Origin of the sequence: Methylophaga lonarensis MPL (assembly GCF_000349205.1) — a bacterium.
Lineage (GTDB): Bacteria > Pseudomonadota > Gammaproteobacteria > Nitrosococcales > Methylophagaceae > Methylophaga > Methylophaga lonarensis.
The window spans coordinates 16,036-41,248 of the sequence record NZ_APHR01000037.1; the positions used below are offsets into that span (position 1 = coordinate 16,036).

The window sequence follows — 25,213 nt, forward strand, 5'->3', positions numbered from 1 at the left end:
TGCAAGCAAACAAATCCCCAGCACAACTGGCATATAGATTGTCAGGCCGTGGTATCAGCTAAATAATTTATGCAGTTCGGCGCCTGGATCTTCAGCGCGCATAAATGCTTCGCCTACCAGGAAGGCGTGCACATCATGATCTCGCATTAGCTTCACATCTGCCTGAGAATGAATGCCACTCTCGGTTACCACAATGCTGTTGTCTGGAATTTTGCTCAGCAGATTCAAGGTGGTATCAAGTGAAGTCTCAAAAGTATGCAGATTGCGATTATTGATGCCAATTAACGGCATATTGAGTATCAGGGCCCGTTCTAATTCCTGCTCATCGTGAACTTCAACCAAAACGTCCATATCAAGTTGCATGGCAAGCTGACTGAGTGACTCAAGTTGCTCATCATCCAGTGCCGAAGCGATCAGCAAGATACAATCTGCATTAATCGCTCGAGCTTCGAAGACTTGATAAGGATCGATAATAAAGTCCTTGCGAATCACCGGTAACTGGCAAGCATCCCGAGCTTGTTGCAGAAACTCTTCATGTCCCTGAAAGTAGTCGCGATCAGTCAGAACCGACAGGCAAGCTGCGCCATTGGCCGCATAACTTTGGGCGATAGCAGCAGGATCAAATTGCGCTCTCAACACGCCTTTGCTTGGTGATGCTTTTTTGATTTCGGCGATGACTGCGGCCTCACCAGCGGCTATCTTACTGGCGATAGCCTCGACAAATCCCCGTGTTGGTTCCGCCTGTTCAGCAAACTCCTGAACTTGCTGTATGGGGATGCGGCTACTGCGATGCTGGATTTCCTGAACTTTGGTTTGCAGGATTTTTTTAAGTATATCGGCCTGTTGAGTCATGATTGTGTCTGGCTTTGGCTACATTGAACGAGTGCATCAAGTTTTTGCATGGCTGCCCCGTTGTCGATAAGTTTTGCGGCTTGCTCAATACCCTCGGCCAAGCTTGCTGCGAGGTCGGCAGTGTAAATTGCCGCACCGGCATTGAGCAAAACGATATCTCGTGCAGGGCCGGCTTTGCCGGAGAAGATATCGCGAATAAAACTCAGGCTCTCGTTAGCGTTAGTGACAGTGAGCTGCTTGATATCACTGCGTTGCATCCCGAAATCTTCAGGTTGGATGGTATAGCAGCGGATTTGGTCATCCTTGAGTTCTGCCACACTGGTCGCAGCGCCAATGCTGATTTCATCCATGCCATCATCAGCATGCACAATCAGCACATGTTTGCTGCCGAGCTTTTGCAAAACTTCTGCCATGGGCCGCAACCATTTTTTGTCAAATACCCCCATAACCTGATGCGCTGCACGTGCCGGATTAGTGAGAGGGCCGAGCAAATTGAAGATGGTTCTGACCCCCATCTCGCGGCGTGGACCTATCGCATGTTTCATCGCACCGTGATGTTTTTGAGCAAACATGAAACCGACACCAACGCTGTCGATGCAGTGTTTGACCATCTCTGGTGTCAGATCAAGATTAACGCCAGCGGCTTCAAGCACATCGGCACTTCCAGAGGTGCTGCTGATAGAGCGGTTGCCGTGTTTGGCAACTTTGGCGCCTGCCGCGGCCACCACAAAAGCACTGGCTGTGGAGACATTAAAACTGCTTGCACCATCACCGCCTGTACCGCAGGTGTCAATGATGTGATCGCCTTCGATATGCACGGCCGTTGCCAGGTTTCGCATTACGCTGGCTGCAGCAGCGATTTCGTCAACCGTTTCGCCTTTCATCGACAAGCCAATCAAAAAACCGCCGATTTGAGCGGGGGTCGCCTGTCCGGTCATGATTTGCTGCATCACGCCGGTCATTTGTGATTCAGTCAGATTTTGATGCTGAGTGACCAGTCGGATAGCCTCTTGCATCGAGGTGGATTCAGTCATGAAATTCGTCCAGAAAGTTTTTCAGCAGGGCATGGCCTTGCTCAGTGAGAATGGATTCGGGATGAAACTGTACACCCTCAATCGCGAGTGTTTTGTGGCGAACGCCCATAATCTCATCAATTTGACCATCTTCCGTCTCTGTCCAGGCGGTGATATCAAAGCAATCAGGCAGGGTGTCCTTACGAATGACCAGTGAGTGATAGCGAGTCGCTTGCAAAGGATTGTTGAGGTTTTTGAATACGCCGAAATTTTTATGCACAACAGCTGATGTTTTTCCGTGCATGATTTCCCTGGCGTGCACAATCTCACCACCAAATGCCTGGCCGATGGCCTGATGTCCGAGGCACACGCCCAGAATGGGTTTTTTTCCGGCGAAATGCTTGATAACTTCCAGCGATATACCGGCTTCATTGGGTGTGCAAGGGCCAGGCGATATGACGATCTGTTGCGGATTCATGGCTTCGATATCCGCAATCGTAATAGCGTCGTTTCTATGCACGACTACATCTGCCCCTAACTCGGCAAAATATTGCACCAGGTTATAGGTGAAAGAGTCGTAGTTATCAATCATCAACAGCATGGCTTACCTGCTTTTATTGTTTTTGCTTGGTGTTGGGTGGTTCAAGTCCGGCTTCAGCCATGGACACAGCCTGAAAAACAGCGCGTGCCTTGTTCATGGTTTCCTGCCATTCCATTTCCGGCACAGAGTCGTAGACGATACCTGCGCCCGCCTGAATATGCAGCACTTTATCTTTGATAACCGCTGTACGAATAGCAATCGCTGTATCCATATTGCCAGACCAGGATAGATAACCCACAGCGCCAGCATAAACACCGCGTTTGACTGGTTCCAGTTCGTCGATAATTTCCATTGCCCGGACTTTAGGTGCACCGCTTACCGTGCCAGCAGGGAAGGTGGCACGCAGTGCATCCAGTGCTGTCATCTCCGGTAATACCTTGCCGGTCACATTAGAAACAATGTGCATTACGTGGGAGTAGCGTTCGATCACCATCTTGTCAGACAACAACACCGTTCCGGTTTGACTGACACGCCCCACGTCATTGCGACCGAGATCAATCAGCATCAGATGTTCAGCAAGTTCTTTGGGATCACTCAGCAGATCCTGTTCGAGCATCAGATCTTCTTCAGCTGTTTTGCCGCGAGGTCGAGTACCTGCGATCGGCCTGACTGTGACTTCACTATCTTCCATACGCACCAGAATTTCTGGCGATGAACCCACGATGAAAAAATCATCCAGATTCAGATAGTACATGTACGGGGATGGGTTAAGTGTCCGAAGTGCACGGTACAGATCTATCGGTGCCGCCGAGAAGGGGATGGATAGTCGTTGTGACAACACAACCTGCATGATGTCGCCGTCAGTAATGTACTGCTTGGCTTTGTTGACTGCACTGATGAAACCATCATGGGTAAAGCCGGATACAAAGTCCTGTTCTTTTACTGCATTGTGTGTGGTGTTTTCGCTGGCGCCAATTGTTTGCTCGCGCAATTCTCGAGTGAGTGCATCCAGCCTTGATTGCGCCATTTGATAGGCGTTTTCGATATTCGGATCGGCGTGCACTATCAAATAGAGTCGGCCGCTCAGGTTATCAAAGACAACCAGTTCATCGGAGACCATCAGCAGGATATCCGGACATTCCAGTGGATCTGCTGCCGGCGGCTTTTCGAGTTTGTGCTCGACGTAGCGCACGGTGTCGTAACCGAAATAACCCACCAGACCGCCATTGAATTTGGGCAGATTAGTCAGCTCAGGCACCTGGTAACGCTGCTGAAAATCGGCAATCCAGCTCAGTGGATCTTCGACCTGATGTGACTCTATCAGTGTGTTTTGATGATAGACATTGACCTGTTGTTGCTGAATCCGAACCACAGTCGAGCAGGGCAGGCCAATCATGGAATAACGACCCCATTTTTCCCCACCCAGTACCGATTCAAACAAATAGGAATACGGCGCGTCAGCAAGCTTCAGATAAGTGCTGAGCGGTGTATCAAGATCAGCAAGCACCTCACGTGACAGTGGGATGCGGTTGTAGCCTGCTTGGGCCAGTTGGTCAAATTCTGCCTGATTCATTCAGTTGGCTCTAATGTAGTGTTTCCAGTTAAGCAAGCTCTCTGTCACGTCAATTAGCTGCGCCTGATGGATGTCTGGAGCCAAGCCCCAGCATATCCTTGCAAAAGTTGCGGCCCGGCACGCTGGCTGGCAGCGTGCCATCGAGATAAACCGATAAGACCAGTAACTTTTGCAGTGGCATGATTAGATTTTTGCTTTGGAAAGCTCTTCTCTAAGTGCAGCAATGATGCTGTCATAGCGATTAGGATCGCTGTCTTTTCCTGCACCGAACACCGCAGAACCAGCCACAAAAGTGCGGGCACCTGCTTCAGCGATTTCGCGAATGTTGTTGACGTTGACGCCGCCATCAATTTCAAGATCGATGTCATAGCCGCTTTCGTCAATCATTTTGCGTGCCTGGCGGAGTTTTTCCAGGGTGTGGGGAATAAATTTCTGACCACCAAATCCAGGGTTCACCGACATCAGCAGAATCCGATCAACCTTGTCCAGCACGTGCTCTGCCAGTGACAGCGGTGTCGCCGGATTGAATACCAGACCGGTTTTACAGCCTTCGTCCTTGGCCAGTTGCAGACTGCGGTCGATATGTTCAGAAGCTTCAGGATGGAAGGTGATGAAGGTAGCGCCAGCCTTGGCGAAGTCAGGAATAATTCTATCGACTGGCTTGACCATCAGATGCACGTCAATTTCATGAGTGACACCGTGTTTACGAAGGGCATCGCACACCAGCGGACCGATAGTCAGGTTGGGCACATAATGGTTGTCCATGACATCAAAGTGAACGATATCAGCTCCAGAAGCCAGCACGTTGACCACTTCCTCTCCCAGACGGGCAAAGTCAGCGGAGAGGATTGAGGGTGCAATTTTGAATTCAGCCATAGTCTCTACTCTCGAATTGGATACAGATTAAAACCCGCTACTTTACCCCATGTAAGTGCATTTTTCAGCTTTTGAATTGAGTCCGGGCTGATTATACTGACGGCTGAATACCAATCCCGGAGGTTGCTTTTGAGATCGAGGCTCGGAATGCTGATGTGCATGATGTTGCTGAGTCCGTCAGGATTTTCTCAGGAGCAGGACCTTGATCCGCCTGAAACTGCACCGGAATCGACCGCGCCTGCCAGCGCCTCAGTTGCTATCAAAAGAATGCCTGGCCGAATACCCGGACAAATGGCTTTACCGGTCGCAGAACGTCAAATCGCCGCTACGCTGATAGAGGAAAGTTTGGGGCGTTTTCACGGCGCGGTGCTTATCCTGCATGGCCTTGATGGCCATATTGACAGTGTTGGCCCGGTTGCCACGCTGCGTCGTCAATTGCCTGAACATGGCTGGACATCAATGACGGTACAGCTGGTTTATCAAGCAAGCAGCGAAACAGAGCAAGTACAGGCTGAGCCGAATGAGTTAGCGCCAGACAACTTTGAGACTACCGAAACTGATTCAGAAGCAGACGCTGAGACCGAAGTCATCACCGAGACGGTTTCGGAAGATGCCGATGAACTCCCGCAGGCCGAGACCGATTCGCCAGCACCTGAACCCGCCAGCCAGGTGGATAACCAGCAACGCATCAGCGCAGCCATGGATCATCTGGAAACACTTGGCGCTGAGCGTTTGATTTTGATAGCACTGGGCGAAAGCGCTACTGACGCTGTTAATGCTGCGGCAGATAATCCGGCAATTGATGGGCTGGTAATGTTCAGTGTTGGTGAACTGGCTGAGAGTAATTTTGATCAGTTGACAATACCGGTGCTGGAAATTGTCGCTCAGCGTGATACTGAGTCTGTGCGCAGTGCGGCAAAGCGACGGTTTGCCCAAGCGAAAAGACAGCAGTCAGAGAGTTACTCTCAACAGGAAATTCCGGCAACAGACCGAAGTTATCGTGCGGCTGATTCGATTATCACCGGTCGAGTGCGCGCCTGGCTGTACCGTATGTTCATCGACGAAACGGAGCGTTGATGCGTATATACGATGGTGTTTTGGTACATCAGGCCATATCTGATGAAGGCATTATCGAAGTGGTTGATGTCGGTGATGTTCGCTCCTTACACTTTGGAACCCATCCACGGCAAAGCAGCATGTCACTCAAGGTGCCTTATCGACTTGAGTTAAGTTACACCCGAGCCATGATGGCTTGTCTGTTGTTTTGCGCGGCCCCCAGAAAAGTATTGTTAATCGGTCTTGGTGGCGGCTCTCTGGTTAAGTTTTTGCTGCATCATCTGCCTGATTGTCAGATCGAGGTGGTTGAGTATCGCGAGGATGTGATTCAAGTAGCGCAGCGATATTTTGCCGTACCTGACGATCCGAGGTTATCGATCAAAAAAGCTGATGGTTTTGCCCACGCCAGTCAGCAACATTATCTGGGTGAAACTAATTATGACCTGATTCTGGTGGATGCTTTTGATCACGAAGGCATGGCCGCGAGTGTTGGCGTGCAGCCTTTTTTTGATGCCTGTGCCGGAATACTCAGCAAATACGGCATTATGGCCACTAACCTGTGGGGAACAGATCGAGCCGGTTTTAATCTGACCATGCAGCGTATTAACCGAAGTTTTGACGACAACTCATTGGTTTTGCCGGTAGAAGACAAGGGCAATGTCATTGCCTTTGCGCGCCATCAAGCTTTTGATTTGACTACTCTCAGGAAACAACGCCAGCAGATTGAGATGATGGAGATGCAATACCAGACCGATCTGATGAAATCATGGCAAATACTGCTTCGCCAGAACACCACCTTCATCAGCCGCTGGTTTGGATGATAATGTGCTCTAATTTTGTCATGCAGGGTATTGAAATATCAGAAAAATGAAGACAATATATTGCACAGAAAAACGGTCCGTTTTCCGTTTCAGGGGGGAGTCAATGAAGTTTAGTGTATGGCTGGTACTGGCAAGTTGCTTTTTGACGACGGTGACAATAGCAAAAGCAAGCACAGTTGAACTGATTGTTGTGCATTCGCAGAACAAATTACTGGTCAAACAGGACGATCTCACGCTGCGGACCTTTCACGTGGCATTGGGCAGCGGTGGTCGTGAACACAAGCAGATGGAAGGTGATCGTCGAACCCCACTGGGCACCTATCGGATCACCGAAGTGCGCCCCAGTGATCGTTGGCACACATTTTTACAGATGAACTACCCGAACATGGATGATGCTCGCAGAGGCTTGCGTGATGGTCTAATCACGCGTGAACAATATCGCGCCATCCTGCAAGCTCACGTTTACGGTGAATTGCCACCGCAGAATACGCCGCTTGGGGGCGCCATTGGCATTCACGGCATTGGCGAAGAAACTGAAGAAAGATTGAGTATTCACGATGTCGCCAACTGGACTCAGGGCTGCATCGCCATGCGCAATCACGAAGTCAAAGAGTTGCTGATGTACATCAGAGAAGGCACTAACATCACCATTCTCGAATAATCGGGCCAATCAGTCAGCGGAATCACATCATTATTTGCTAAAATTGCAGATTATGTTGTTTTCTGACTGGCTGAGGTCTCATGCAAGCCGCACCTGATTTATTTTCCTACCGCAAATATTGGGCTCACCGTTTTGGTGTAGCACCGCAATTGCCTGTTTCACGTGCGGAAATGGACCTGCTCGGCTGGGACAGTTGTGACATTATCATCGTCACCGGGGATGCCTATGTTGACCATCCAAGCTTTGGTATGGCGCTGATAGGCAGATTGCTGGAATCCCAGGGCTTCCGTGTTGGCATCATTTCCCAGCCCGACTGGACCAGTGCCGAAGATTTTCGTCGTCTTGGCAAACCCAATCTGTTTTTCGGGGTGACCGGCGGCAATATGGATTCGATGGTCAATCGATATACATCGGATAAAAAAATTCGTCGTAACGATGCCTACACCGCCGGTGGTGAAGGGGGTAAACGCCCTGATCGCAGTGTTGTAGTGTACAGCCAGCGATGTCGAGAAGCCTTCAAAGAGGTACCCATCGTGATTGGCGGTATTGAGGCCAGTCTGCGCCGAATTGCGCATTTTGACTATTGGTCAGAAAAAGTCCGCAGAAGTGTCATCATGGATGCCAAGGCAGACTTGCTGGTCTACGGCAACGGTGAAAGGCAAGTTGTTGAGATCGCCCATCGTCTGGCGGCGGGTGAGCCTGTTAAATCACTTAACGATATTCGCGGAACTGCCTTTTTGACCAAGCATGCACGTCGCGAAGGGTGGTGGGAAAAAGACTCCACCAGCGTGGATACGCCTGGAAAACTCAACCCGCCGATTGACCCCTATCAGATGCAAACCGAGGCCAGCTGCGAGGAGTCGCGAGAATCCAGTCAATCTGAACAGAGCGAATCCGCTGGCAAAGTCATTCGAATCCATCGTGTGTCTCCACGCAATGCGGATAAAACCGTGATCCGCCTGCCGGCCTTTGAGCAAGTCAAAGACGATCCGGTCATTTATGCCCATACCTCCAGAATTCTTCATCTGGAAACAAACCCTGGCAATGCCTTGGCGTTGGTCCAACAACATGGTGAGCAGGATGTCTGGTTAAACCCGCCACCGATTCCGTTGACCACACATGAAATGGATGCGGTATTTGATCTGCCATACAGCCGGGTTCCTCACCAGTCCTACGCCGAACAAAACATACCGGCTTACGAAATGATTCGATTTTCAGTCAACATCATGCGTGGTTGTTTTGGTGGTTGTACTTTTTGTTCAATCACTGAGCATGAAGGACGGATTATTCAGAGCCGCAGTGAAGACTCGATCATCCGCGAGATCGAAGCCATTCGTGATACCACACCAGGCTTTACCGGTATTATTTCTGATTTGGGCGGTCCAACTGCCAACATGTATCGGCTTGCCTGTAATGATCCAGAGATAGAGGCGAGCTGCAGAAGACTCTCCTGTGTGTTTCCTGGGGTCTGTAAAAACCTCAATACCGATCACACGCCGCTGATTCACTTATATCGGCGTGCTCGACAATTACCCGGTATCAAGAAAATATTGATTGCTTCAGGCCTGCGCTACGATCTTGCGGTGCTGTCACCAGAGTACGTCAAGGAATTGGTTACTCATCATGTCGGCGGCTATCTGAAAATTGCGCCTGAGCATACTGAAAACGGTCCACTGGCACAGATGATGAAACCGGGCATCGGCACCTATGACAAGTTCAAGGCCATGTTCGATAAATACTCCAAAGCCGCAGGCAAGGAGCAGTACCTGATTCCATACTTCATCGCAGCGCATCCCGGCACTACCGATGAAGATATGATGAATCTTGCCATCTGGCTCAAACGTAATGGTTTTCGAGCTGATCAGGTGCAAGCGTATCTGCCATCACCCATGTCGGCTGCGGCTGCGATGTATCACTCGGGTAAGGACACCTTGCACAAGGTTCGAAGAAAAGGCGGGGATATCAGTGTTCCCAAAGGCCTAAAAGTGCGCCGATTGCACAAAGCTTTTCTGCGTTATCACGATCCGGAAAACTGGCCAATGTTGCGTGATGCACTGAAACGTATGGGACGGGCAGATCTTATAGGCAATGGCAAAAAACACCTGATCCCGACCTTTCAACCTGCAGGAACTGGTGATGCTGGTGAAGGAAAACGTATCAGCCGTAAAGCAAAGCCAGCTGCAAAAACGACGCAATTCAAGACACAGCACACTCGGCCCAAGTCGACCAAAGGCAAAGCATCACGTTCACGCAGAAGGTGAGATGTTCACTGGCTAAGTCAGGAATTTATTCCCGCGAACATTTGCATTTTTGAACAGTCTTAGCATGACAACTCAAGCATGCATGACAGGGAGAGAATGATGCGACTAGGCAACACTGCAGAAAGGTACGGATTGATTAGCCTGCTGTTGCACTGGACAGTTGCATTGTCCACGATTGGCTTGTTTGCACTTGGCTTGTGGATGGTCGGTCTTGGCTATTACGACCCCTGGTATTACAAAGGGCCTTGGTGGCACAAAGGCATTGGCGCCGTGGTGTTTGCACTGGTCTTTATTCGGTGGCTGGTGTTGCTGTTATCGCCGGTCAAGGCGCTGACAGAAATGCCGCGCTGGCAGCATCTTATTGCCAGACTGGTTCATCAGAGCATGAATCTGCTCATTCTTTTTCTCGGTCTGTCCGGCTATCTGATTGTAACTGCCCAGGGGCAAGCCCTGGTGATTTTTGATCAATTCCGACTGCCTTCAATCATGAATTTGCCTCCCGATAGTGCCGACTTCATCGGACAGCTGCACTTATGGGCTGCCTGGCTGTTGATTGGGCTGGCCTCAGTTCACGCACTTGCCGCTTTAAAACATCATTTCATCAACAAAGACGCAACGCTGAAACGCATGTTGCCGTTTTAACCTTAGGAGAACCTTAATGAAAAAAACCGCCTTTGCCACTTCAATGCTGCTGGCCAGTAGTCTTTTTTTACCCGCTCAGGCTGCTGAATATGTGATTGATACTGAAAAAGCACATGCCTTTATTGATTTTCGTATCCAGCATCTGGGGTTTAGCTGGATGAGTGGGCGTTTTAACGAGTTTTCCGGAAATTTCTTTTGGGACGCTGATAATCCCGAAGCATCTTCAATCGAGGTTGTGATCAATACCAACAGCATCGACACCAACTTCGCTGAACGAGATCGTCATTTACGCAGTGATGATTTCCTGGACGTCAGCCGTTATCCAGAAGCACGTTTTGTTTCGACCTCAGTTGAAGTCAACGAAGACGGCACAATGAAAATGACAGGCGATTTTACACTGCATGGCGTGACCAACCCACTGGTTATTGACGTTGAAAAAGTCGGTGAAGGTACCGATCCCTGGGGTGGATATCGTGTTGGATTCCATGGCGAAACCAGCTTTACCATTGCCGACTATGGTATTGATGTCACTCGTTTGGGCCCCGGTTCTCAGGAAGTCTATTTAGTGTTGTCTGTCGAGGGAATTCGTCAGTAATTTATTTCTGGAACGCCTGCGAAAGCAGGCGTTCTTTTTCAGATTCGATGCTGCACTCTGGAAGCGCCAAACCCGCGCGCTGGTACCAATAGGCAGCATTACCACGATCACCTTCAATAAGATGCAGCAGTCCATGAATCTGGCATGACAATGGATCAGATTCATTTTGAATCAGCTGATGCGCTGCATCCCACTGGTTAGACACCAACATTTCCATCGCGCGTGATTGTGTGCTCATGTGTGCGCTCCTGCTCCGCATTCAACACACACATTGTGCCAGATTGATCACGCCATATCAGGGGCTGTCATGCCTCCCAGCATCAGCAATCCGGCAACAATTGCAAAAGGAGAGGTGATAACCGTATAAGCCAGCTTGGTCAGTTCACGAGTGATATAAATCAAATCAATGATAAGTGACATACCTTTTCCTCCTTAAAGTTAACATTGACGAATTTCTCGTTGGCACGATGTGCGCAACAGAGTCTTATGTGTATGCACTATAATGTGCCGCTGTGACAGCATTGTGACGACTTGGAAACGAATGAATATTCTCGCCCTCGATACCTCAACAGAATCCTGCTCCGTAGCATTATTGTTTGAAGGTCAATTATTTGAACAATCCATCATGACTCAGCGTGAGCACTCGCAACGCATATTGGGGATGATGAATTCGCTTTTCAATGATGCAGGTACAGAGATAGCAGCAATTGATGCTGTGGCGTTTGGTCGTGGGCCCGGATCATTTACCGGGGTTCGTGTTGCCGTATCAGTGGCACAGGGCATTGCTTTTGCACGAGATCTGCCGGTGATTCCTGTTTCGACGCTGGCAGCAGTTGCCCAGGCTGCCATTGAGTCGACCGATTGTCAGCAGATTGCCGTGGCGATGGATGCACGAATGGGTGAAATTTACAGTGGTTCATTTGTCAATCAGCATGGTTTGGCTGTGCCCTGTTCTGAAGAGCAGGTGTCTGCGCCGGCTGTGTTCAGACCTGAGGGGCCAGGGGTTTGGACCGGGGCGGGCAGTGGTTGGACGGTTTACCAAAACGAGTTACAGCAAAATTTTGCCAATCAATTATCCGGCATCCTGCCTGATCTGTTACCCCAGGCAACCATGATTGCCAAATTGGCCGATGTTGAAGCACAGCAGGGGCGACTGTTCCCGGCTGCTCACGCCTTGCCGGTGTATCTGCGAAATAACGTTGCGCAAAAAAAGGCAGCACACTAATGGTTGGAAAATCAGACACGCTTTATCGTTCGCCTTTAGCAGAAATGGTCGACTTCAGGTTTGATGAACGGGTTGTCAGCGTTTTTCCTGACATGATTCAGCGTTCGGTTCCGGGCTATGGCACATTGATTTCAATGATCGGTGTGACGGCAGGCGCTTATGCTCAAGCTGATTCGAACTGCTATGACCTGGGGTGTTCGCTTGGCGCAGTGAGCCTGGCGATGCATGAATATATCAAGCAACCTGAATGTAAAGTGATTGCCGTAGACAACTCCATGGCGATGATTGAAAAAGCTCAGCAGATTGCGGCAAAAATTCCTGGCGCGGCGCAACGAATCGAATTTCAACTTGCGGATATCCTGGATGTTGAAATCAGTCAGGCATCGGTAGTGGTGATGAACTTTACGCTACAGTTTATTCGTCCAGAATTAAGAACCACGGTGATTGAGCAAATTTATCGCGGCCTCAAACCCGGCGGCGTGTTGATATTGTCGGAAAAGCTCAGTTTTGAGCAGCAGCAACAACAGTTATTGACAGACCTACATCACGAATTCAAAAGAGCCAATGGCTATAGCGATCTGGAAATCAGTCAAAAACGCAGTGCGCTTGAAAATGTGCTGATTCCCGAGTCGCTGGAAGCACATTGCCAGCGTCTGTCCTCTGCTGGCTTCAGTTCAGCAGGGCTCTGGTTTCAATGTTTTAATTTTGCATCAATACTGGCCGTCAAATGAGTCAGTACAACGCTTTTTTTGAGCAGCTTGAGCAACGCAAGCTGAGTCAGTGGGCGGCACTGCTCCGTGAACAAATTCCGGCCAAAATGGCTATTGATCGACATGGCAAAATGGCCGGTTGGCAAGCAGCTTTGGCGCAACTGCCGCAAGTAAAACCGAGTGTGATTGATTTGCTGGACAGCGTTTCGATTGGGCAATCAGCAGACCTTGAACATTACGATCGAGGGCATTTCATTGCGTTGCTCAAGCAGTTTCATCCCTGGCGAAAAGGTCCTTACCAGCTATTTGGCGTCAACATTGATACTGAATGGCGATCAGACTGGAAATGGCAAAGGCTATTGCCACACATTAGTCCCATGAAAGGTCGCCGCGTGTTGGATGTTGGCGGCGGTAATGGTTATCACGGCTGGCGCATGGAAGGTGCGGGAGCTGATTGGGTGGTGGGTATTGATCCAACCCTGGTGTTTGTCATGCAATATCAGTTGATGCAGCACTACATTGGCTCCACAAAACATACGGTATTGCCTGTTGGCATTGAACAGTTGCCTGAAAAGCTGCACTGCTTCGATACGGTATTCTCCATGGGCGTGCTTTATCATCGGCGTTCACCGCTGAAACATCTTTTTGAACTTCGAGATTGCCTGCGTCCTGGAGGCGAGCTGGTGCTGGAAACGCTGATTATCGATGGTCCAGAGGGCATGGCCCTGATGCCGCAACAGCGTTATGCCAAAATGAAAAATGTTTGGTTTTTTCCTTCGGCGCTGACCATGGAAAACTGGTTGCGACGTTGTGGCTTCAAACAGGTTCGCTGTGTGGATGTGAATATAACCAGTCTTGATGAGCAACGCAGCACTGAATGGATGACTTTTGAGTCACTCAAGGATTTTCTTGATCCGAAAGATCTGAGCAAGACGGTTGAGGGTTACCCGGCCCCAAAACGCGCAATTTTTATTGCCGAAGCTCCTTGATATTTTAAAAAATCTGGCTGCTGGGCATCACCGAGACCCAGTGCCCATTTCTGCTTTTACAGGCATCGAGTGACTTGGTTTCAGTGTTATTTTGTTGGCGAATAGTCAGATTGTAGGCGAGGCAGGGAAATAGCCCGTAGGTGTATGGGTATCTGATTTCGATTTCGTATTGGATACCGGTTTCACTGTTATGCCAAGCATGTGACTGACCTGGCTCGCGGGTAGACAATACTTGCTGGGTTCGATCCAGATCGCTGGAAGTCATTGCCGTGTCGGTATCAATACCAGCCTCAACACCTGCTAATAGTTCAAGTGACGCATCTGCTGGTACAGCCAATATGCCGCAGGCCAACAACACGCTCCAGTGAATTTTTGTGGTTGAAATCAAGTCGTGCCCCAGTCGTTTTGACAGTCTGTTATTAGAATACGGCTATGACTTCATCGAATGAGCAAACTATCCCGTAAAAACGGGATAATTTTCCTTAAAACAGCCTGGACTAATCCTGATAAATCAGCGCCTTAGCAAAATTGTGTCAGGCATTAGAGCGAGTAGCAGAGAGTGAACAGTTTGTTCGACAGCTTTCAGTTCACTAAAAACCAAAAGTGTCGAAAAACTCGGCTATATTGATCACAATCGTCGGAATACTTAATTTAATTACCGAGAAGTTTGATGCAAACCGCGACTAAAACCTCATTAAAGACGGTCTTTATTGGCTGGAGAGTGTTGCTGCTGGAGCGACCATTTGTTTCTTTGGGACTGGCCTTGTCTTTGATGTCAGTGCTGTTGATGGTCTTGCTGTCACTGATGCAGTTGTTTACTGATATCGAGCCTCAATATCTAAGATGGGCCTTACTGGCCGGCATGTTGGGTGCGGCGTCAACAGCTCTGGGGGCTTTGCCGGGGATTATCGTCAAAAAAACACCAGACATCGTTGAAGACAGCATGCTGGGCGTGGCTGCAGGCATGATGCTTGCCGCCACAGTATTTTCCCTGATTTTGCCTGGCCTCGAAGTCGCTGAAGTGCTGACAGCCAACACGCTATTGGGGGTGTTGCTGATCATTCTCGGCATGTCTTTTGGGGTATTGCTCATGCTGGGCCTGGATCACTTTCTGCCACACGAGCATCAACACACTGGCCCTTGTGGCGCCGGCCATCAACAAGTGGGCCGGGTCAGTTTATTTGTACTGGCAATTGCGCTTCATAACTTCCCGGAGGGCATGGCAATCGGGGTTGGCTTCACAGATGGAGATTTGTCTGTTGGCATTCCGATGACGGCGGCCATTGCTTTGCAGAACATACCTGAAGGTTTGGCAGTGGTACTGGCTTTACGCCGCATCAACATGCCAGCAGCCAAAGCTGTTGCGATAGCTGCCGCTACTGGATTGGTTGAACCGCTTGGAGCCTTGTTTGGAATTTTGATGGCGAGTGGTGCGCCCGTATCCTATCCCCTGGGACTCGGTATTGCTGCAGGTGCCATGTTGTTTGTCGTGTCACATGAAGTGATCCCGGAAACCCACCGTAACGGGCATCAAACACCGGCCACCCTGGGACTGATGGCCGGATTTTTTCTGATTATGCTGCTTGATACCTTGCTGGGCTAAAATTCACTCAGAGAGGCCAAATAAGCAAAAGCACGGTCATGGTGGTGATGCACACCAGAATATTCATAGGTATGCCTACCTTGATGAAATCCTTGAATCGGTAGCCACCGGGACCATAGACCATCAGGTTGGTCTGATAGCCCAACGGCGTTGCAAAGCTGGCCGAGGCAGCCATCATGATGGCAAAAATAAACGGCTCATTACTCAAGCCAGCTTTGGCCGTCATTTCAAGCACAATCGGCACCATCAGCACCGCGGCTGCATTATTGGTGATCATTTCTGTTAACAGGGACACCACCAGATAAGTTAGTAAAAGCATCAGCCAGGGTTTGTTTTGGCTGAATGAAATAATATTTTCAGCGATAGTGCTGGCGACGCCTGTTTTCTGTAGTGCCATGCCAAGCGCAAAAGAGCCGGCGATGGTGATAATAACGGTCAGATCCAGACTTTTTTCTGCCTGGCTAATCGACAAACAGCCGGTTAGCAGCATCAGACTGGCACCAATCAGTGCGGCGTTAAGCATGCTGATAAAGCCAAAGCCTGCCGCTGCAACCAGCGTAATTAAGATCGCCCAGGACAGATAGGCTTTGTTGTGACGTGGCTGTTCGGTATCAAGGTCATTAATTAACAGAAAGTCTTTGTTGTAGCGCTGACGACTGACAAAGGCTGGCCGAGCCTCCAGCAGCAAAGTGTCACCGGCAGACAAGATGATATTGCTCAGATTGCCTTCGACCCGTTCGCCATTTCGAGCGACTGCCAGAACAACGGCGCCATAGCGCTCCAAAAACCTGGCTTCACGAATCGCTTCGCCAATTGAGGCGCAATGTGGAGAAACCACTGCTTCCACCAGGCAGCGTTCCGGGCGTTCATCATCAAGTGCACTGCTGTTGGCATTGGTAGAGGGTTCTATGCCTCGAATACGCAACAGATCGGTAATGCCCTGGGTGTCACCCGCAAATACCAGTCGATCGCCGCCTTGGAGTCGTTCTTCTGAAGCAACAGCGGTCAACACCGTTCCGTTACGGTCGATTTCAACCAGATAAACACTTTTCAGATCACGCAGCCCGGCTTCACGGACACTTTTGCCAACCAGTGGCCCATTTTGCTCGACAGAAACTTCCAGTGTGAATTCGCGGACATTCTTGAAAGCTTGTCGCTTGTTTAAATCAGGCAACCATTTGGGGAAAAACACCCACATGAACAACAAGCCAGCGATAGCCACTGGCAGACCAATAATGGTGATAGAAAATATCGAAAAACCGGCTTCACCGGTCAGAGATTGGTATTGACCGTTTACCACCAGATTGGTGCTGGTGCCAATTAGCGTCAATGTGCCACCGAGAATGGCTGTGTAGCTGAGCGGTATCATGATTTTGGAAGGATTGATGCCGATTTTTTGTGCCCAGACGTTGATGGCTGGAATCATAGTGGCAACCACCGGAGTGTTATTGAGAAAAGCGCTTAACAACACCACAGGACTGAAAATACGTGCATAGGCGCCGCGAGTGGTTTTCGGATTACCCAATAACTTTCGCACCAAAATATCGATACCACCGGATGAGTGGATGCCAGCGGCAACAACAAACATGGCGGCAACAGTAATGAGTCCGCTATTACTGAATCCTGATAATGCTTCGCCTGCTGTAAGGATGCCTGATGCGCTCAGAAGAGTCAGCGCTATCAGCATGGCCACGTGTGGACGGACACTTGTCAGTATCAGGCTGAGCAGCACACCCAGGGTGATCGCGAGTGCAAACCATGCTTGCCAGTCCATAACAAATCCCACATCAGTCTTCAAAACGGCACATTATGGGCCAGTCGTTAATATTTTATAAAATAATATTAGGTTAATTGTATATTAACTTATTGAATATGAGTGGCGGTATGTCAAGTCATCAAGGCCAGCTTTGTGGTACTTTTTGAATCTTGTCAACGTCGTACCCTTGCTGATCAAGCAAGTCGAGCAAGCGCTGATAGTCAGCCTCAGGGATTTGCGGTGTTCTTGCCATGATCCAGACATAGTCGCGTTTGTTTCGACCGATGATGGTCTGGCTGTATGCATCGTCCAGATAGACAATTCGAAAATCAGCCTTGATGGGCCAGATAAATTGCATACCCCAAACGCTATTGGAGTCGGTATCGCGCACAAAACCTTTGGGACGATAGACCTTTTCTGGGCCGTCAAAGCTGCCTCGGCGGAAACTGAAGGTCGTCGCAATCGTGCCATCCGGGTTCAAATCGTAACGTTCAACAGCATTATGAGCGTCTCTTTCGATGAACGTTGGGATGTTTGCGATGACATACCAGTCCCCCATAAATCGCTCCAGGTCCACATAGTCAACGGTCTGGATTGGCGGGTGTGAAGTGCTGGCGCAGCCAGCCAGAGTGGCTAGCAGACCTAACCATGTAAAACGGCGTAATAAAGCCTTCATAACAATGCTCCTGTGTTTTCGAGCATTGTTATGAGTGGGTTGTGAACCGGGCGTGAAAGCTCGGCCTAGGTCAGCTTTTTTGTTTGAGAAGCTGTTTTAACTCTGCAATCTGGTTAGCCAAGTCCTGCAAAGTCAGTTCATTTTGCATGGCTTCTGCTCGCTCTTCAGCGCGTTCTTGTTCCATCACATTCACCACGATGCCGATCAGCATATTCAGAAAAGCAAAGGCATTCAGAAAAATAAAGCTGAGGTAGAAAATCCAGCTAAAAGGATAGACCTCCATGGTTTCGTACATGACGCCAGTCCAGCTTTCAAAGGTCATCACGCGAAATAAAGTCAGCATTGCAACCGCGATGTCGCCCCACAAATGCTCGTTGATACTGGCGAAAAATGTTGTACCAACAGCAGCGTAGATGTAAACAATGATAAACATCAGCAGTGCGACATAACCCAGTTGGGGCAGAGCACGTATCAGAGAATTGAGTAATAGCCGTAACTCGGGAATCACCGAGACCATTCGCAGTACACGGAATATTCTGATCAACCTTGCCACATAGGCCATTTCACTATCCTGAACAGGAATCAAGCTGACGGCGACTATCAGGGTGTCGAAAATATTCCAGCCGCTTTTGAAAAAATCGCGTTTGCGTTGTTCTGCAAAAAAGCGCACCGAGATTTCGGTTAGAAAAAACAGGGTGATGCCGTAATCGAGAATATCAACCAGAGTCAAAATCTGTTGCGGGATATCGTATGTCTTGGCACCGGTGACCAGCGCCGAAAAAATAATGACGCCAACCACGACAAGTTCGAACATGCGATCCTGGCGCAACCGCTCAAACCGCGATTGCCATGAGTTGGGGCTCGCTGACAGTGTGCTCATTGCCTGCTTCCGTGAAGTTAAAATGACTGGCGATCATAACGATTCCGATCAATCAGGCAAGCCCTGATGACAATGATGAGCGTGAATAGAATCGTGAGCAGGACTCTGTCCGCGAGACAGCAGGTCGAATAATTGGAAGGTAGCCTTGGATTAAACCTGGTTTTGTGCTGAGTCTCCCAGATTTTTGATTAAGCGAATGATAAGTTCTTTATTGCTGGTATTGAGTTTACGAAATACCAGCAGGAACTGTTTTTCGCTGTCTGTGATCTTCATCGTTTCTCCATCGAAACCATTGCCATTAGCATGCGCATGGATTACGTCGTTGCTGATTGAGCGATGATGCTTTTCTGAAGCCAGGCGCATCACGATTTCCTGGTTAAGACTCATCTGATGATTGTCACTGTGCATCTTCAGGATGGCTTTCAGGTCATCCGGAATTCTGAGGCCAAAAGCCTCTGTATTGTCACTGGGCGGGTTGTTTTTGATGAAGTTTTCCACCTGCTCATCGCAAAACTCTCGATCGAGGCTGTTTCGCAATTGGAAAAGCGCCTCACTCGTGGTGCTTCTGCTGCTGTGATCAGCCTCACTCTTGAGCCAGTCGAATAATGTGCCTGGCAAGCGGAGACCAAAGGGGCCTTTGCGTTCGCTCATTAAACAGGAGTGTAAACAGTTGTTATTGACATAGTTAGTTACCACAGGTAGCTTCATTACCACTGGTATTTACTCTGGTCATCATCAGAGTTAAATTCAGCTTAGGAAGTCTGCAAAATCAGACGTGAATCAGCTGTGAATACCCTCTGAATGAGGCTTATCAGCTGATGGTTAATGGAGCTTGTTACATTGAGAAACGCACTTCTGGAAGCAGCCTTCAATTGCACCGATGAAGGCATCATCATCACGGATGAAGACCAATGTATCCTTGAGGTCAATGAAGCTATTCGTCTGATGACTGGATTCACGCGCGAAGAGTTGCTTGGTAAAAAAGTCCCTTTCCTAAGTATCGGTGAGAGTGGCGAACTCTTTAGCCAGATCATGGATGATTTAAGGCAAAATGGAATCTGGCAAGGTTGTGTAAATTCCCAGCACAAAAACGGTGATGCCAGTCACGCTAACTGCAGTGTCAGGCAGATGGAATTGCAGTCCGGATTATTTTTTATCAGCCATATTAATATTCCAGGCCGACAATCCTTGGCACAAGCCTCTGACAGATATTGCCAATACCGCAATGAAGCCGCATCCAATCGAACTGTTTTACAGCAGACCTTTGATCAACTGAAACAGACAAACAAACATCAGCTGGCGATTTGTTTTTTCGATCTGGATGATTTCATTAGCGTTAATCAGCAGTACGGAACAGACGCTGGTGAGCATGTACTGGCTGAAATACCCAATAGAATCCATCAATTTGCCAAGGTTAGAATGATTCACCGTTATGCCGGTGATGAATTTGTCGTGTTGCTCAGCGACATTCATGATCACGTAGAGTGTGAACGAGCACTTGAGCGGATTCAGTCATTGTTATCTGCACCAATCACAACAGTATCTGGCCAATCAGTAGTGATCAGTGCCTCAATCGGCTACACCCTATATCCCGAAGATACGGATAATCTGGATACTCTGATAAGACACGCTGATCAGGCAATGCTGAATGCCAAAATGGATGGTAAAGGCAAATATTGTCGTTACGATACAAGCGAAGCCGTAGAGATTGCTGAAAAAAACCAGCAACGTCGCGAGATTGCCACAGCGATTGATGAAGATCAGCTGGAGCTGTTCTTTCAGCCCAAGATAAGACTCAGCACCGGTAAGATTTTTGGTTTTGAGGCGTTGATTCGTTGGCGTCACCCTGAGCGTGGGCTGTTGACGCCAGACAAGTTCATCAGTGCCATTTACGATACTGATCTGGAAGTCAAGCTTGGCAACTGGGTAATACAACGAGCGCTTGAAACTTTGTCGCAGTGGCAAAATCGCGGTTGGCAATATCAATTGAGCATCAACCTCTCGGCTGGACATTTGTGTTTTCGTTCTTTTTTTGTTGATTTGGAACAGTTTGCTCACAAATACGCCGATCTGGATTTATCCCGATTACAGATAGAAATTCTCGAGAGTAATCGTCTCAGTGATTTGACGCTGATACGCAAGGTCATCAGCAAGCTGGCATCGCATTACGGCATCAGTACCGCACTGGATGATTTCGGCACTGGTTATTCATCATTGACACATATCAGAAACCTACCGGTGTCACTGGTGAAAATTGATCAGCTCTTTGTCCGGCAGATGCTGATCAATCCTGAAGATTGCAAGATCGTAGAGGGCGTGATTGCACTGGCACAATCATTTAACGTAACCGTACTGGCAGAAGGGGTAGAGTCAATCAAACATGGCGAGATCCTTCTGGCCATGGGCTGCGACCTGGCTCAAGGTTATGCTATTGCCAAACCCATGCCGATGGATTTAATCAACCTGTTTTTGAATGCCTTTCGCGGCATTGCTGAGTGGACTAGCATGCGCGGAATTCGATCGCAGGGCAGAAACTCCCAACTCAGTCTTTTTTATCACTACACCTGCTTTTGGCTTGAACAACTTGATGTCGTCATCAATCACGATGAAATCCAAGGACAAACTCCACCGATTCTCAATCCACATCTTTGTCATTGTGGTATTTGGCTTGATCGGGCCAGACAACAAGATCTTTTTGATGGTAATACGCTCGCTGCACTAAGCGGCTGGCATGCAGAATTACATCGTCATGGTCAGTCACTTTCCGAGCTGCAACAGCAAGGTAAGATCTCAGAGAGCCGTCAGCTTTATCTTACTCTGCAACCAAATTTCAACGATATCCTCGAACAAATCCAATCTATCATTCGCTAAAACTGAAACACCATCTTGGCTGACAGTTCTACTTGCAGATTTAATGATATGATATATCCTATAGTTGTTTTAGACGGCCTGCGTCTGTGTGTTCAGGCGTTAACATCACACAGACATAGCGCTGTATCAAGAGAAGTGGATGAGTATTTCAGTGCGAAGATGCACTGAGTAAACATCATCATTTTTCCACCGAAAGAAGGTGTCACAGATGTTGGATGAACAAAGCCTGTTGCAAGCACCAGAAGAGGACTACATGAATGCCGAACAACTGGCGTTTTTTGATGAACTGTTGCTGCGAACCAAACAGGAAACCCAGGAAGAAATAGAACGGCTTCGACAGGACATGGATATGAGCGGCCAGGTTAGCGATGTCTCAGACAGAGCCACGCTTGAGGAGGAAGCGCAAATCGCCATAAGAATTGCAGACAGAAAGCGACAATTGATACCCAAAATTGACGCTGCGCGCAGGCGCATTCAAACCGGTGATTATGGCTATTGTCTTGAAACTGGTGAACCTATTGGTATTGCCCGGTTGTTGATTCGTCCGACAGCGGAATATTGCACGGACGTTAAACAACTCAATGAAAAAAGAGAACTCAACTATGACCACAAGCAACGATAAACGCCTGCCGGTGACCGTGCTGTCGGGATTTCTTGGCGCCGGTAAAACCACGGTGCTCAATCACATACTGCACAATCGGCAGGGCCGGCGAGTGGCTGTTATTGTCAACGATATGAGTGAAATCAACATCGATGCCAAACAAGTCCAAAACGATGTACAGCTCAATCGTGCCGAGGAAAAACTGGTTGAGATGAGCAATGGTTGCATTTGCTGCACCTTGCGTGAGGATTTGCTGGTTGAAGTGCGTGCATTGGCGGAAGCAGGCAAATTTGATTATCTGGTCATTGAGTCCACCGGTATTTCTGAACCATTACCTGTCGCCGAAACCTTCACCTTTGCAGATGAGGATGGCATCAGTCTGTCAGATGTAGCACGTCTCGATACCATGGTGACTGTGGTTGATGCAGTCAATTTTCTGCGTGATTACAATGAAGCAAAATACCTGCAAGAAACTGGTGAAAGTCTTGGCGAAGAAGATCAGCGCAGCGTGGCAGATTTGCTGGTTGATCAGATTGAATTTTGTGATGTGATTTTGCTCAGCAAAACAGATTTATGCAGCCAGACACAACAGGCAGAAGTCTCGGCCATTCTGAAAAGCCTCAATCCTGAAGCCGAAATCATTGCCATTGATCACGGCAAGGTGCCTCTGGATAAAGTTCTTGGAACGGGAGCTTTTAGTTTCGAACGTGCTGAGCAGGCTGCGGGTTGGTTAAAGGAAATGCGAGGCGAACATGTGCCTGAAACCGAAGAGTATGGCATTAGCAGTTTTGCCTACATTGCGAGAAGGCCATTTCACCCACAAAAGTTCCATGATTTTCTGCATCAAAAATGGCCCTCGGGCAAGCTGATTCGCTCTAAAGGGTATTTCTGGCTGGCCAGTCGACCACAGTTTGCCTGTCAATGGAATCAGGCGGGTGGTATTGCACGTTATGGTTTTGCTGGAATGTTCTGGAAAGCTGTGCCTGAGGATCGCTGGCCGGAAGATGAGGCTTCACGCGCGGTCATTTTGGAAAACTGGCAAGAACCATTTGGCGATATGCGTCAGGAGCTGGTGTTTATTGGCCAGAATCTCGATCAGCATTTGATCACCGAGCAACTGGATCAATGCTTGCTCAGTGATGCCGAATTACTGGCCGGCAAGACGCTGTGGGAAACGATGCCGGATCCATTTCCTGCTTGGGATGAGGTCGCCTGATGCTTGCCGAAAACCAGCCTTATTCTCCGATCAGCGTGTTTGCTGATGAGCCTATGGTGATGACTCGAATTTATGATGCTGAAGTGAATCTGGCCGTCTGGAATCGTAGTCTTGCGCGACAAGTTGTGGACTATGCTGAACTGCTTTGCCAGCAATCTGTGGCACTTCAACTTCGAAGCATTGTTGAGCCTGCCAGTACTACGCAACACCTCATTGATGGATTGCCTGACAAAACGGGGCGTTTGGATTTTGTCAAAGATGTAGCTGGATTGGTCGAGATGTTTGCTGATTTGTTTGAACTGGAACGCGTCGGAATCAGACTGAGTATTATCGACAATACCATGTGTCCAAGATTTCATACCGATCACTTGCCATGCCGGTTGGTGACCAGCTATGCAGGCGCTGCCACGCAATGGCTACCGGAAGCGACTGTTGATAGAAGTAAACTTGGCGCTGGTGCCGCAGGCTTGCCCGATCATCTGTCTGGAATCTACTGCGACCCGGCTATGATCCAGCAACTCAATACGGGTGACGTCGCATTGCTTAAAGGCGATGGCTGGCATGGCAATAGTGGATACGGTATTGTGCATCGATCACCTGCCATCAATATTGATGAAAAACGTTTGTTATTAACACTGGATTTTGCTGAGTAACTAATAAAGAGGATATGGACCAATGCGAATATCGTTGTTCGTAGCGCTATTGCCATTAATGCTGTCTTCTCAGGTCTATGGTCATGGGGATCATCACCACGATCACGGCCATTCCCATTCACATGATGACCATCACAGCCATGCACATGATCATCACCATGCTGATGACCACCGACATCATGGCGCTCATGTTCATGGCCTGGCTCATCTTGATGTCATCATCGCAGAAAATCAGCTGATGTTAAGCCTGCAGTCACCGGCGATGGATATCGTCGGCTTTGAACATCAGCCAGGCGACGCGGCACAGCAAGCTCAGTTAGAACAAGCTCTGAGCAAGCTACAACAGCCTGACAATGTTTTTAAGGTCAACAATGGTGCCTGTTCACTGCAACAACTGATCATTAACAATCCGTTTGATACGACGGAAAATCATGCAGATCATGTCGATATTGAAGCCGAGTACCTTTTCGACTGTGAAGCTGCCTCATCGATTAGCGTCATTGATATCACTCTGTTCCAGCATTTCCCGGATATCAGTAGCATCAATGTTCAGCTTGTCACTGATCATGGTCAGCAACAACTCAACTTGACGCCGAACCATTCTCAGATCAGGATCGCGGAATGACTTCCGCAAAACTTGAAAAAATACTCCACCAGGCTGAAAAGCAGTGCGCTGACAATGGCGCACGTCTGACCCTTAAGCGCAGACACATTCTGACGATACTGGCAGCTTCCGATTCACCCTTATCGGCATACGAAATTGCTGATCATTACCGTGAGCAGCACTCTGAAAATATCCCGGTCATGTCGGTGTATCGAATGCTGGATTTCCTGGCACAGAACAATCTGGTGCACAAACTCAGCTCGACTAATAAGTTTATTGCCTGCGCGCACATCGCCTGTAGTCACTCACATGAGATTCCCCAATTTCTTATTTGCGATAAATGCCACCACGTGCGTGAAGTCGGTATCAACCGAGAAGTTATCTCGGCCTTGCAGGAAAGTGTTGGCACCGTGGACTTTCAACTCAATAGTCCACAACTCGAGTTACATGGTCTCTGCGAAAACTGTCGATAACCTGTTTTGAACAACCTATCGATCCGCTTATCGTAAGAACGATATATCATATCTTGTTGTTAAGG

At 48.7% G+C, this 25,213-nt stretch carries 29 protein-coding genes; 16 read left to right on the plus strand and 13 right to left on the minus strand.

Annotated features, from left to right (window positions below):
* Positions 1-54: 54 nt before the first annotated feature.
* The 6 genes from trpC to rpe are packed head-to-tail and all read right to left on the minus strand — an operon-like array spanning position 55 to position 4,855.
* A complete protein-coding gene (gene trpC / locus MPL1_RS07175) occupies positions 55-852 on the minus strand; it encodes an indole-3-glycerol phosphate synthase TrpC (protein WP_009726458.1) in 798 nt (265 codons plus the stop codon).
* The gene (gene trpD / locus MPL1_RS07180) at positions 849-1,886 is read right to left on the minus strand and encodes an anthranilate phosphoribosyltransferase (RefSeq protein ID WP_009726459.1); all 1,038 of its coding nucleotides are present in this window, start codon (positions 1,884-1,886) and stop codon (positions 849-851) included. The genes trpC and trpD overlap by 4 nt, the downstream gene beginning before the upstream one ends.
* Positions 1,879-2,466 (minus strand): aminodeoxychorismate/anthranilate synthase component II, encoded by a 588-nt coding sequence (locus MPL1_RS07185; RefSeq protein WP_009726460.1) that lies wholly within the window; start codon positions 2,464-2,466, stop codon positions 1,879-1,881. The genes trpD and MPL1_RS07185 overlap by 8 nt, the downstream gene beginning before the upstream one ends.
* A 13-nt stretch (positions 2,467-2,479) precedes the next feature.
* The gene (trpE, locus tag MPL1_RS07190) at positions 2,480-3,979 is read right to left on the minus strand and encodes an anthranilate synthase component I (protein ID WP_009726461.1); all 1,500 of its coding nucleotides are present in this window, start codon (positions 3,977-3,979) and stop codon (positions 2,480-2,482) included.
* 49 nt (positions 3,980-4,028) lie between these two features.
* Positions 4,029-4,160, minus strand: a complete 132-nt coding sequence (locus MPL1_RS14290; protein WP_268743758.1) for a hypothetical protein — start codon at positions 4,158-4,160, stop codon at positions 4,029-4,031.
* 2 nt (positions 4,161-4,162) lie between these two features.
* Positions 4,163-4,855: a ribulose-phosphate 3-epimerase gene (gene rpe / locus MPL1_RS07195; protein WP_009726462.1), complete on the minus strand. Its 693-nt coding sequence runs from the start codon at positions 4,853-4,855 to the stop codon at positions 4,163-4,165.
* A 159-nt stretch (positions 4,856-5,014) separates the two neighbouring features.
* On the opposite strand from rpe, the gene MPL1_RS07200 reads away from it, so the two are divergent.
* The 6 genes from MPL1_RS07200 to MPL1_RS07225 all read left to right on the plus strand — a co-directional run bounded on the left by MPL1_RS07200 (position 5,015) and on the right by MPL1_RS07225 (position 10,891).
* The gene (locus MPL1_RS07200; RefSeq protein ID WP_040576971.1) at positions 5,015-5,932 is read left to right on the plus strand and encodes a DUF3530 family protein; all 918 of its coding nucleotides are present in this window, start codon (positions 5,015-5,017) and stop codon (positions 5,930-5,932) included.
* Positions 5,932-6,732, plus strand: a complete 801-nt coding sequence (locus MPL1_RS07205; protein ID WP_009726464.1) for a spermine/spermidine synthase domain-containing protein — start codon at positions 5,932-5,934, stop codon at positions 6,730-6,732. The genes MPL1_RS07200 and MPL1_RS07205 overlap by 1 nt, the downstream gene beginning before the upstream one ends.
* A 103-nt stretch (positions 6,733-6,835) precedes the next feature.
* Positions 6,836-7,393: a L,D-transpeptidase family protein gene (locus tag MPL1_RS07210; RefSeq protein ID WP_009726465.1), complete on the plus strand. Its 558-nt coding sequence runs from the start codon at positions 6,836-6,838 to the stop codon at positions 7,391-7,393.
* Positions 7,394-7,473: 80 nt separating this feature from the next.
* The gene (locus tag MPL1_RS07215; protein ID WP_009726466.1) at positions 7,474-9,654 is read left to right on the plus strand and encodes a YgiQ family radical SAM protein; all 2,181 of its coding nucleotides are present in this window, start codon (positions 7,474-7,476) and stop codon (positions 9,652-9,654) included.
* Between the two features lie 99 nt (positions 9,655-9,753).
* Positions 9,754-10,296, plus strand: coding sequence for a cytochrome b (locus MPL1_RS07220; protein WP_009726467.1), 543 nt, complete (start codon positions 9,754-9,756; stop codon positions 10,294-10,296).
* A 16-nt stretch (positions 10,297-10,312) separates the two neighbouring features.
* Complete coding sequence (locus tag MPL1_RS07225) at positions 10,313-10,891, plus strand: YceI family protein (RefSeq protein WP_009726468.1); 579 nt, start codon at positions 10,313-10,315, stop codon at positions 10,889-10,891.
* Position 10,892: 1 nt separating this feature from the next.
* On the opposite strand, the gene MPL1_RS07230 is transcribed toward MPL1_RS07225, so the two are convergent.
* Both MPL1_RS07230 and MPL1_RS14295 read right to left on the minus strand, forming a co-directional pair.
* Positions 10,893-11,129, minus strand: a complete 237-nt coding sequence (locus MPL1_RS07230; RefSeq protein ID WP_009726469.1) for a hypothetical protein — start codon at positions 11,127-11,129, stop codon at positions 10,893-10,895.
* A gap of 47 nt (positions 11,130-11,176) precedes the next feature.
* The gene (locus MPL1_RS14295) at positions 11,177-11,311 is read right to left on the minus strand and encodes a hypothetical protein (RefSeq protein WP_009726470.1); all 135 of its coding nucleotides are present in this window, start codon (positions 11,309-11,311) and stop codon (positions 11,177-11,179) included.
* Between the two features lie 121 nt (positions 11,312-11,432).
* Here MPL1_RS14295 and tsaB point away from each other — a divergent pair, with 121 nt between their 5' ends.
* From tsaB to cmoB, 3 genes are read left to right on the plus strand one after another with little or no spacing between them, the layout of a single operon-like run.
* On the plus strand, positions 11,433-12,116 hold the full coding sequence (gene tsaB, locus MPL1_RS07235; RefSeq protein ID WP_009726471.1) for a tRNA (adenosine(37)-N6)-threonylcarbamoyltransferase complex dimerization subunit type 1 TsaB: 684 nt from the start codon (positions 11,433-11,435) through the stop codon (positions 12,114-12,116).
* A complete protein-coding gene (gene cmoA / locus MPL1_RS07240; protein ID WP_009726472.1) occupies positions 12,116-12,847 on the plus strand; it encodes a carboxy-S-adenosyl-L-methionine synthase CmoA in 732 nt (243 codons plus the stop codon). The genes tsaB and cmoA overlap by 1 nt, the downstream gene beginning before the upstream one ends.
* The gene (gene cmoB / locus MPL1_RS07245) at positions 12,844-13,815 is read left to right on the plus strand and encodes a tRNA 5-methoxyuridine(34)/uridine 5-oxyacetic acid(34) synthase CmoB (RefSeq protein ID WP_009726473.1); all 972 of its coding nucleotides are present in this window, start codon (positions 12,844-12,846) and stop codon (positions 13,813-13,815) included. The genes cmoA and cmoB overlap by 4 nt, the downstream gene beginning before the upstream one ends.
* Before the next feature lie 4 nt (positions 13,816-13,819).
* Here cmoB and MPL1_RS07250 read toward each other — a convergent pair whose 3' ends face one another.
* Positions 13,820-14,203: a hypothetical protein gene (locus tag MPL1_RS07250; RefSeq protein WP_235045549.1), complete on the minus strand. Its 384-nt coding sequence runs from the start codon at positions 14,201-14,203 to the stop codon at positions 13,820-13,822.
* 282 nt (positions 14,204-14,485) lie between these two features.
* On the opposite strand from MPL1_RS07250, the gene MPL1_RS07255 reads away from it, so the two are divergent.
* On the plus strand, positions 14,486-15,418 hold the full coding sequence (locus MPL1_RS07255) for a ZIP family metal transporter (protein WP_009726475.1): 933 nt from the start codon (positions 14,486-14,488) through the stop codon (positions 15,416-15,418).
* Between the two features lie 7 nt (positions 15,419-15,425).
* Here MPL1_RS07255 and MPL1_RS07260 read toward each other — a convergent pair whose 3' ends face one another.
* From MPL1_RS07260 to MPL1_RS07275, 4 genes are all read right to left on the minus strand, one after another.
* A complete protein-coding gene (locus MPL1_RS07260) occupies positions 15,426-17,192 on the minus strand; it encodes an SLC13 family permease (protein ID WP_009726476.1) in 1,767 nt (588 codons plus the stop codon).
* Positions 17,193-17,313: 121 nt separating this feature from the next.
* Positions 17,314-17,850, minus strand: coding sequence for a lipocalin family protein (locus MPL1_RS07265; protein WP_009726477.1), 537 nt, complete (start codon positions 17,848-17,850; stop codon positions 17,314-17,316).
* A gap of 70 nt (positions 17,851-17,920) precedes the next feature.
* Positions 17,921-18,730 carry an ion transporter gene (locus tag MPL1_RS07270; RefSeq protein WP_009726478.1) on the minus strand — a complete coding sequence of 270 codons (810 nt, stop codon included), beginning with the start codon at positions 18,728-18,730 and terminating at the stop codon, positions 17,921-17,923.
* 150 nt (positions 18,731-18,880) lie between these two features.
* On the minus strand, positions 18,881-19,381 hold the full coding sequence (locus MPL1_RS07275; protein WP_040576972.1) for a hypothetical protein: 501 nt from the start codon (positions 19,379-19,381) through the stop codon (positions 18,881-18,883).
* A gap of 189 nt (positions 19,382-19,570) precedes the next feature.
* Between MPL1_RS07275 and MPL1_RS07280 the strand changes: the two genes are divergently transcribed.
* From MPL1_RS07280 to MPL1_RS07305, 6 genes are all read left to right on the plus strand, one after another.
* Entirely contained in the window at positions 19,571-21,601 is a 2,031-nt protein-coding gene (locus MPL1_RS07280; RefSeq protein WP_161604012.1) for an EAL domain-containing protein, read from the plus strand.
* Positions 21,602-21,809: 208 nt separating this feature from the next.
* The gene (locus MPL1_RS07285) at positions 21,810-22,223 is read left to right on the plus strand and encodes a TraR/DksA C4-type zinc finger protein (protein WP_009726481.1); all 414 of its coding nucleotides are present in this window, start codon (positions 21,810-21,812) and stop codon (positions 22,221-22,223) included.
* On the plus strand, positions 22,204-23,418 hold the full coding sequence (gene zigA / locus MPL1_RS07290; RefSeq protein ID WP_009726482.1) for a zinc metallochaperone GTPase ZigA: 1,215 nt from the start codon (positions 22,204-22,206) through the stop codon (positions 23,416-23,418). Before MPL1_RS07285 ends, zigA begins: the two co-directional genes overlap by 20 nt.
* On the plus strand, positions 23,418-24,071 hold the full coding sequence (locus MPL1_RS07295; RefSeq protein WP_009726483.1) for a DUF1826 domain-containing protein: 654 nt from the start codon (positions 23,418-23,420) through the stop codon (positions 24,069-24,071). The genes zigA and MPL1_RS07295 overlap by 1 nt, the downstream gene beginning before the upstream one ends.
* A 22-nt stretch (positions 24,072-24,093) precedes the next feature.
* Entirely contained in the window at positions 24,094-24,696 is a 603-nt protein-coding gene (locus MPL1_RS13435; protein WP_083859216.1) for a ZrgA family zinc uptake protein, read from the plus strand.
* Positions 24,693-25,148, plus strand: coding sequence for a Fur family transcriptional regulator (locus MPL1_RS07305; RefSeq protein WP_009726485.1), 456 nt, complete (start codon positions 24,693-24,695; stop codon positions 25,146-25,148). Before MPL1_RS13435 ends, MPL1_RS07305 begins: the two co-directional genes overlap by 4 nt.
* Positions 25,149-25,213 lie beyond the last annotated feature (65 nt).

What these genes read in the sequence shown, in the direction of transcription:
- trpC (WP_009726458.1), bottom strand. Translation starts at nt 852, where the DNA reads ATGACTCAACAGGCCGATATACTTAAAAAAATCCTGCAAACCAAAGTT.
- trpD (WP_009726459.1), bottom strand. Translation starts at nt 1,886, where the DNA reads ATGACTGAATCCACCTCGATGCAAGAGGCTATCCGACTGGTCACTCAG.
- MPL1_RS07185 (WP_009726460.1), bottom strand. Translation starts at nt 2,466, where the DNA reads ATGCTGTTGATGATTGATAACTACGACTCTTTCACCTATAACCTGGTG.
- trpE (WP_009726461.1), bottom strand. Translation starts at nt 3,979, where the DNA reads ATGAATCAGGCAGAATTTGACCAACTGGCCCAAGCAGGCTACAACCGC.
- MPL1_RS14290 (WP_268743758.1), bottom strand. Translation starts at nt 4,160, where the DNA reads ATGCCACTGCAAAAGTTACTGGTCTTATCGGTTTATCTCGATGGCACG.
- rpe (WP_009726462.1), bottom strand. Translation starts at nt 4,855, where the DNA reads ATGGCTGAATTCAAAATTGCACCCTCAATCCTCTCCGCTGACTTTGCC.
- MPL1_RS07200 (WP_040576971.1), top strand. Translation starts at nt 5,015, where the DNA reads ATGATGTTGCTGAGTCCGTCAGGATTTTCTCAGGAGCAGGACCTTGAT.
- MPL1_RS07205 (WP_009726464.1), top strand. Translation starts at nt 5,932, where the DNA reads ATGCGTATATACGATGGTGTTTTGGTACATCAGGCCATATCTGATGAA.
- MPL1_RS07210 (WP_009726465.1), top strand. Translation starts at nt 6,836, where the DNA reads ATGAAGTTTAGTGTATGGCTGGTACTGGCAAGTTGCTTTTTGACGACG.
- MPL1_RS07215 (WP_009726466.1), top strand. Translation starts at nt 7,474, where the DNA reads ATGCAAGCCGCACCTGATTTATTTTCCTACCGCAAATATTGGGCTCAC.
- MPL1_RS07220 (WP_009726467.1), top strand. Translation starts at nt 9,754, where the DNA reads ATGCGACTAGGCAACACTGCAGAAAGGTACGGATTGATTAGCCTGCTG.
- MPL1_RS07225 (WP_009726468.1), top strand. Translation starts at nt 10,313, where the DNA reads ATGAAAAAAACCGCCTTTGCCACTTCAATGCTGCTGGCCAGTAGTCTT.
- MPL1_RS07230 (WP_009726469.1), bottom strand. Translation starts at nt 11,129, where the DNA reads ATGAGCACACAATCACGCGCGATGGAAATGTTGGTGTCTAACCAGTGG.
- MPL1_RS14295 (WP_009726470.1), bottom strand. Translation starts at nt 11,311, where the DNA reads ATGTCACTTATCATTGATTTGATTTATATCACTCGTGAACTGACCAAG.
- tsaB (WP_009726471.1), top strand. Translation starts at nt 11,433, where the DNA reads ATGAATATTCTCGCCCTCGATACCTCAACAGAATCCTGCTCCGTAGCA.
- cmoA (WP_009726472.1), top strand. Translation starts at nt 12,116, where the DNA reads ATGGTTGGAAAATCAGACACGCTTTATCGTTCGCCTTTAGCAGAAATG.
- cmoB (WP_009726473.1), top strand. Translation starts at nt 12,844, where the DNA reads ATGAGTCAGTACAACGCTTTTTTTGAGCAGCTTGAGCAACGCAAGCTG.
- MPL1_RS07255 (WP_009726475.1), top strand. Translation starts at nt 14,486, where the DNA reads ATGCAAACCGCGACTAAAACCTCATTAAAGACGGTCTTTATTGGCTGG.
- MPL1_RS07260 (WP_009726476.1), bottom strand. Translation starts at nt 17,192, where the DNA reads ATGGACTGGCAAGCATGGTTTGCACTCGCGATCACCCTGGGTGTGCTG.
- MPL1_RS07265 (WP_009726477.1), bottom strand. Translation starts at nt 17,850, where the DNA reads ATGAAGGCTTTATTACGCCGTTTTACATGGTTAGGTCTGCTAGCCACT.
- MPL1_RS07270 (WP_009726478.1), bottom strand. Translation starts at nt 18,730, where the DNA reads ATGAGCACACTGTCAGCGAGCCCCAACTCATGGCAATCGCGGTTTGAG.
- MPL1_RS07275 (WP_040576972.1), bottom strand. Translation starts at nt 19,381, where the DNA reads ATGAGCGAACGCAAAGGCCCCTTTGGTCTCCGCTTGCCAGGCACATTA.
- MPL1_RS07285 (WP_009726481.1), top strand. Translation starts at nt 21,810, where the DNA reads ATGTTGGATGAACAAAGCCTGTTGCAAGCACCAGAAGAGGACTACATG.
- zigA (WP_009726482.1), top strand. Translation starts at nt 22,204, where the DNA reads ATGACCACAAGCAACGATAAACGCCTGCCGGTGACCGTGCTGTCGGGA.
- MPL1_RS07295 (WP_009726483.1), top strand. Translation starts at nt 23,418, where the DNA reads ATGCTTGCCGAAAACCAGCCTTATTCTCCGATCAGCGTGTTTGCTGAT.
- MPL1_RS13435 (WP_083859216.1), top strand. Translation starts at nt 24,094, where the DNA reads ATGCGAATATCGTTGTTCGTAGCGCTATTGCCATTAATGCTGTCTTCT.
- MPL1_RS07305 (WP_009726485.1), top strand. Translation starts at nt 24,693, where the DNA reads ATGACTTCCGCAAAACTTGAAAAAATACTCCACCAGGCTGAAAAGCAG.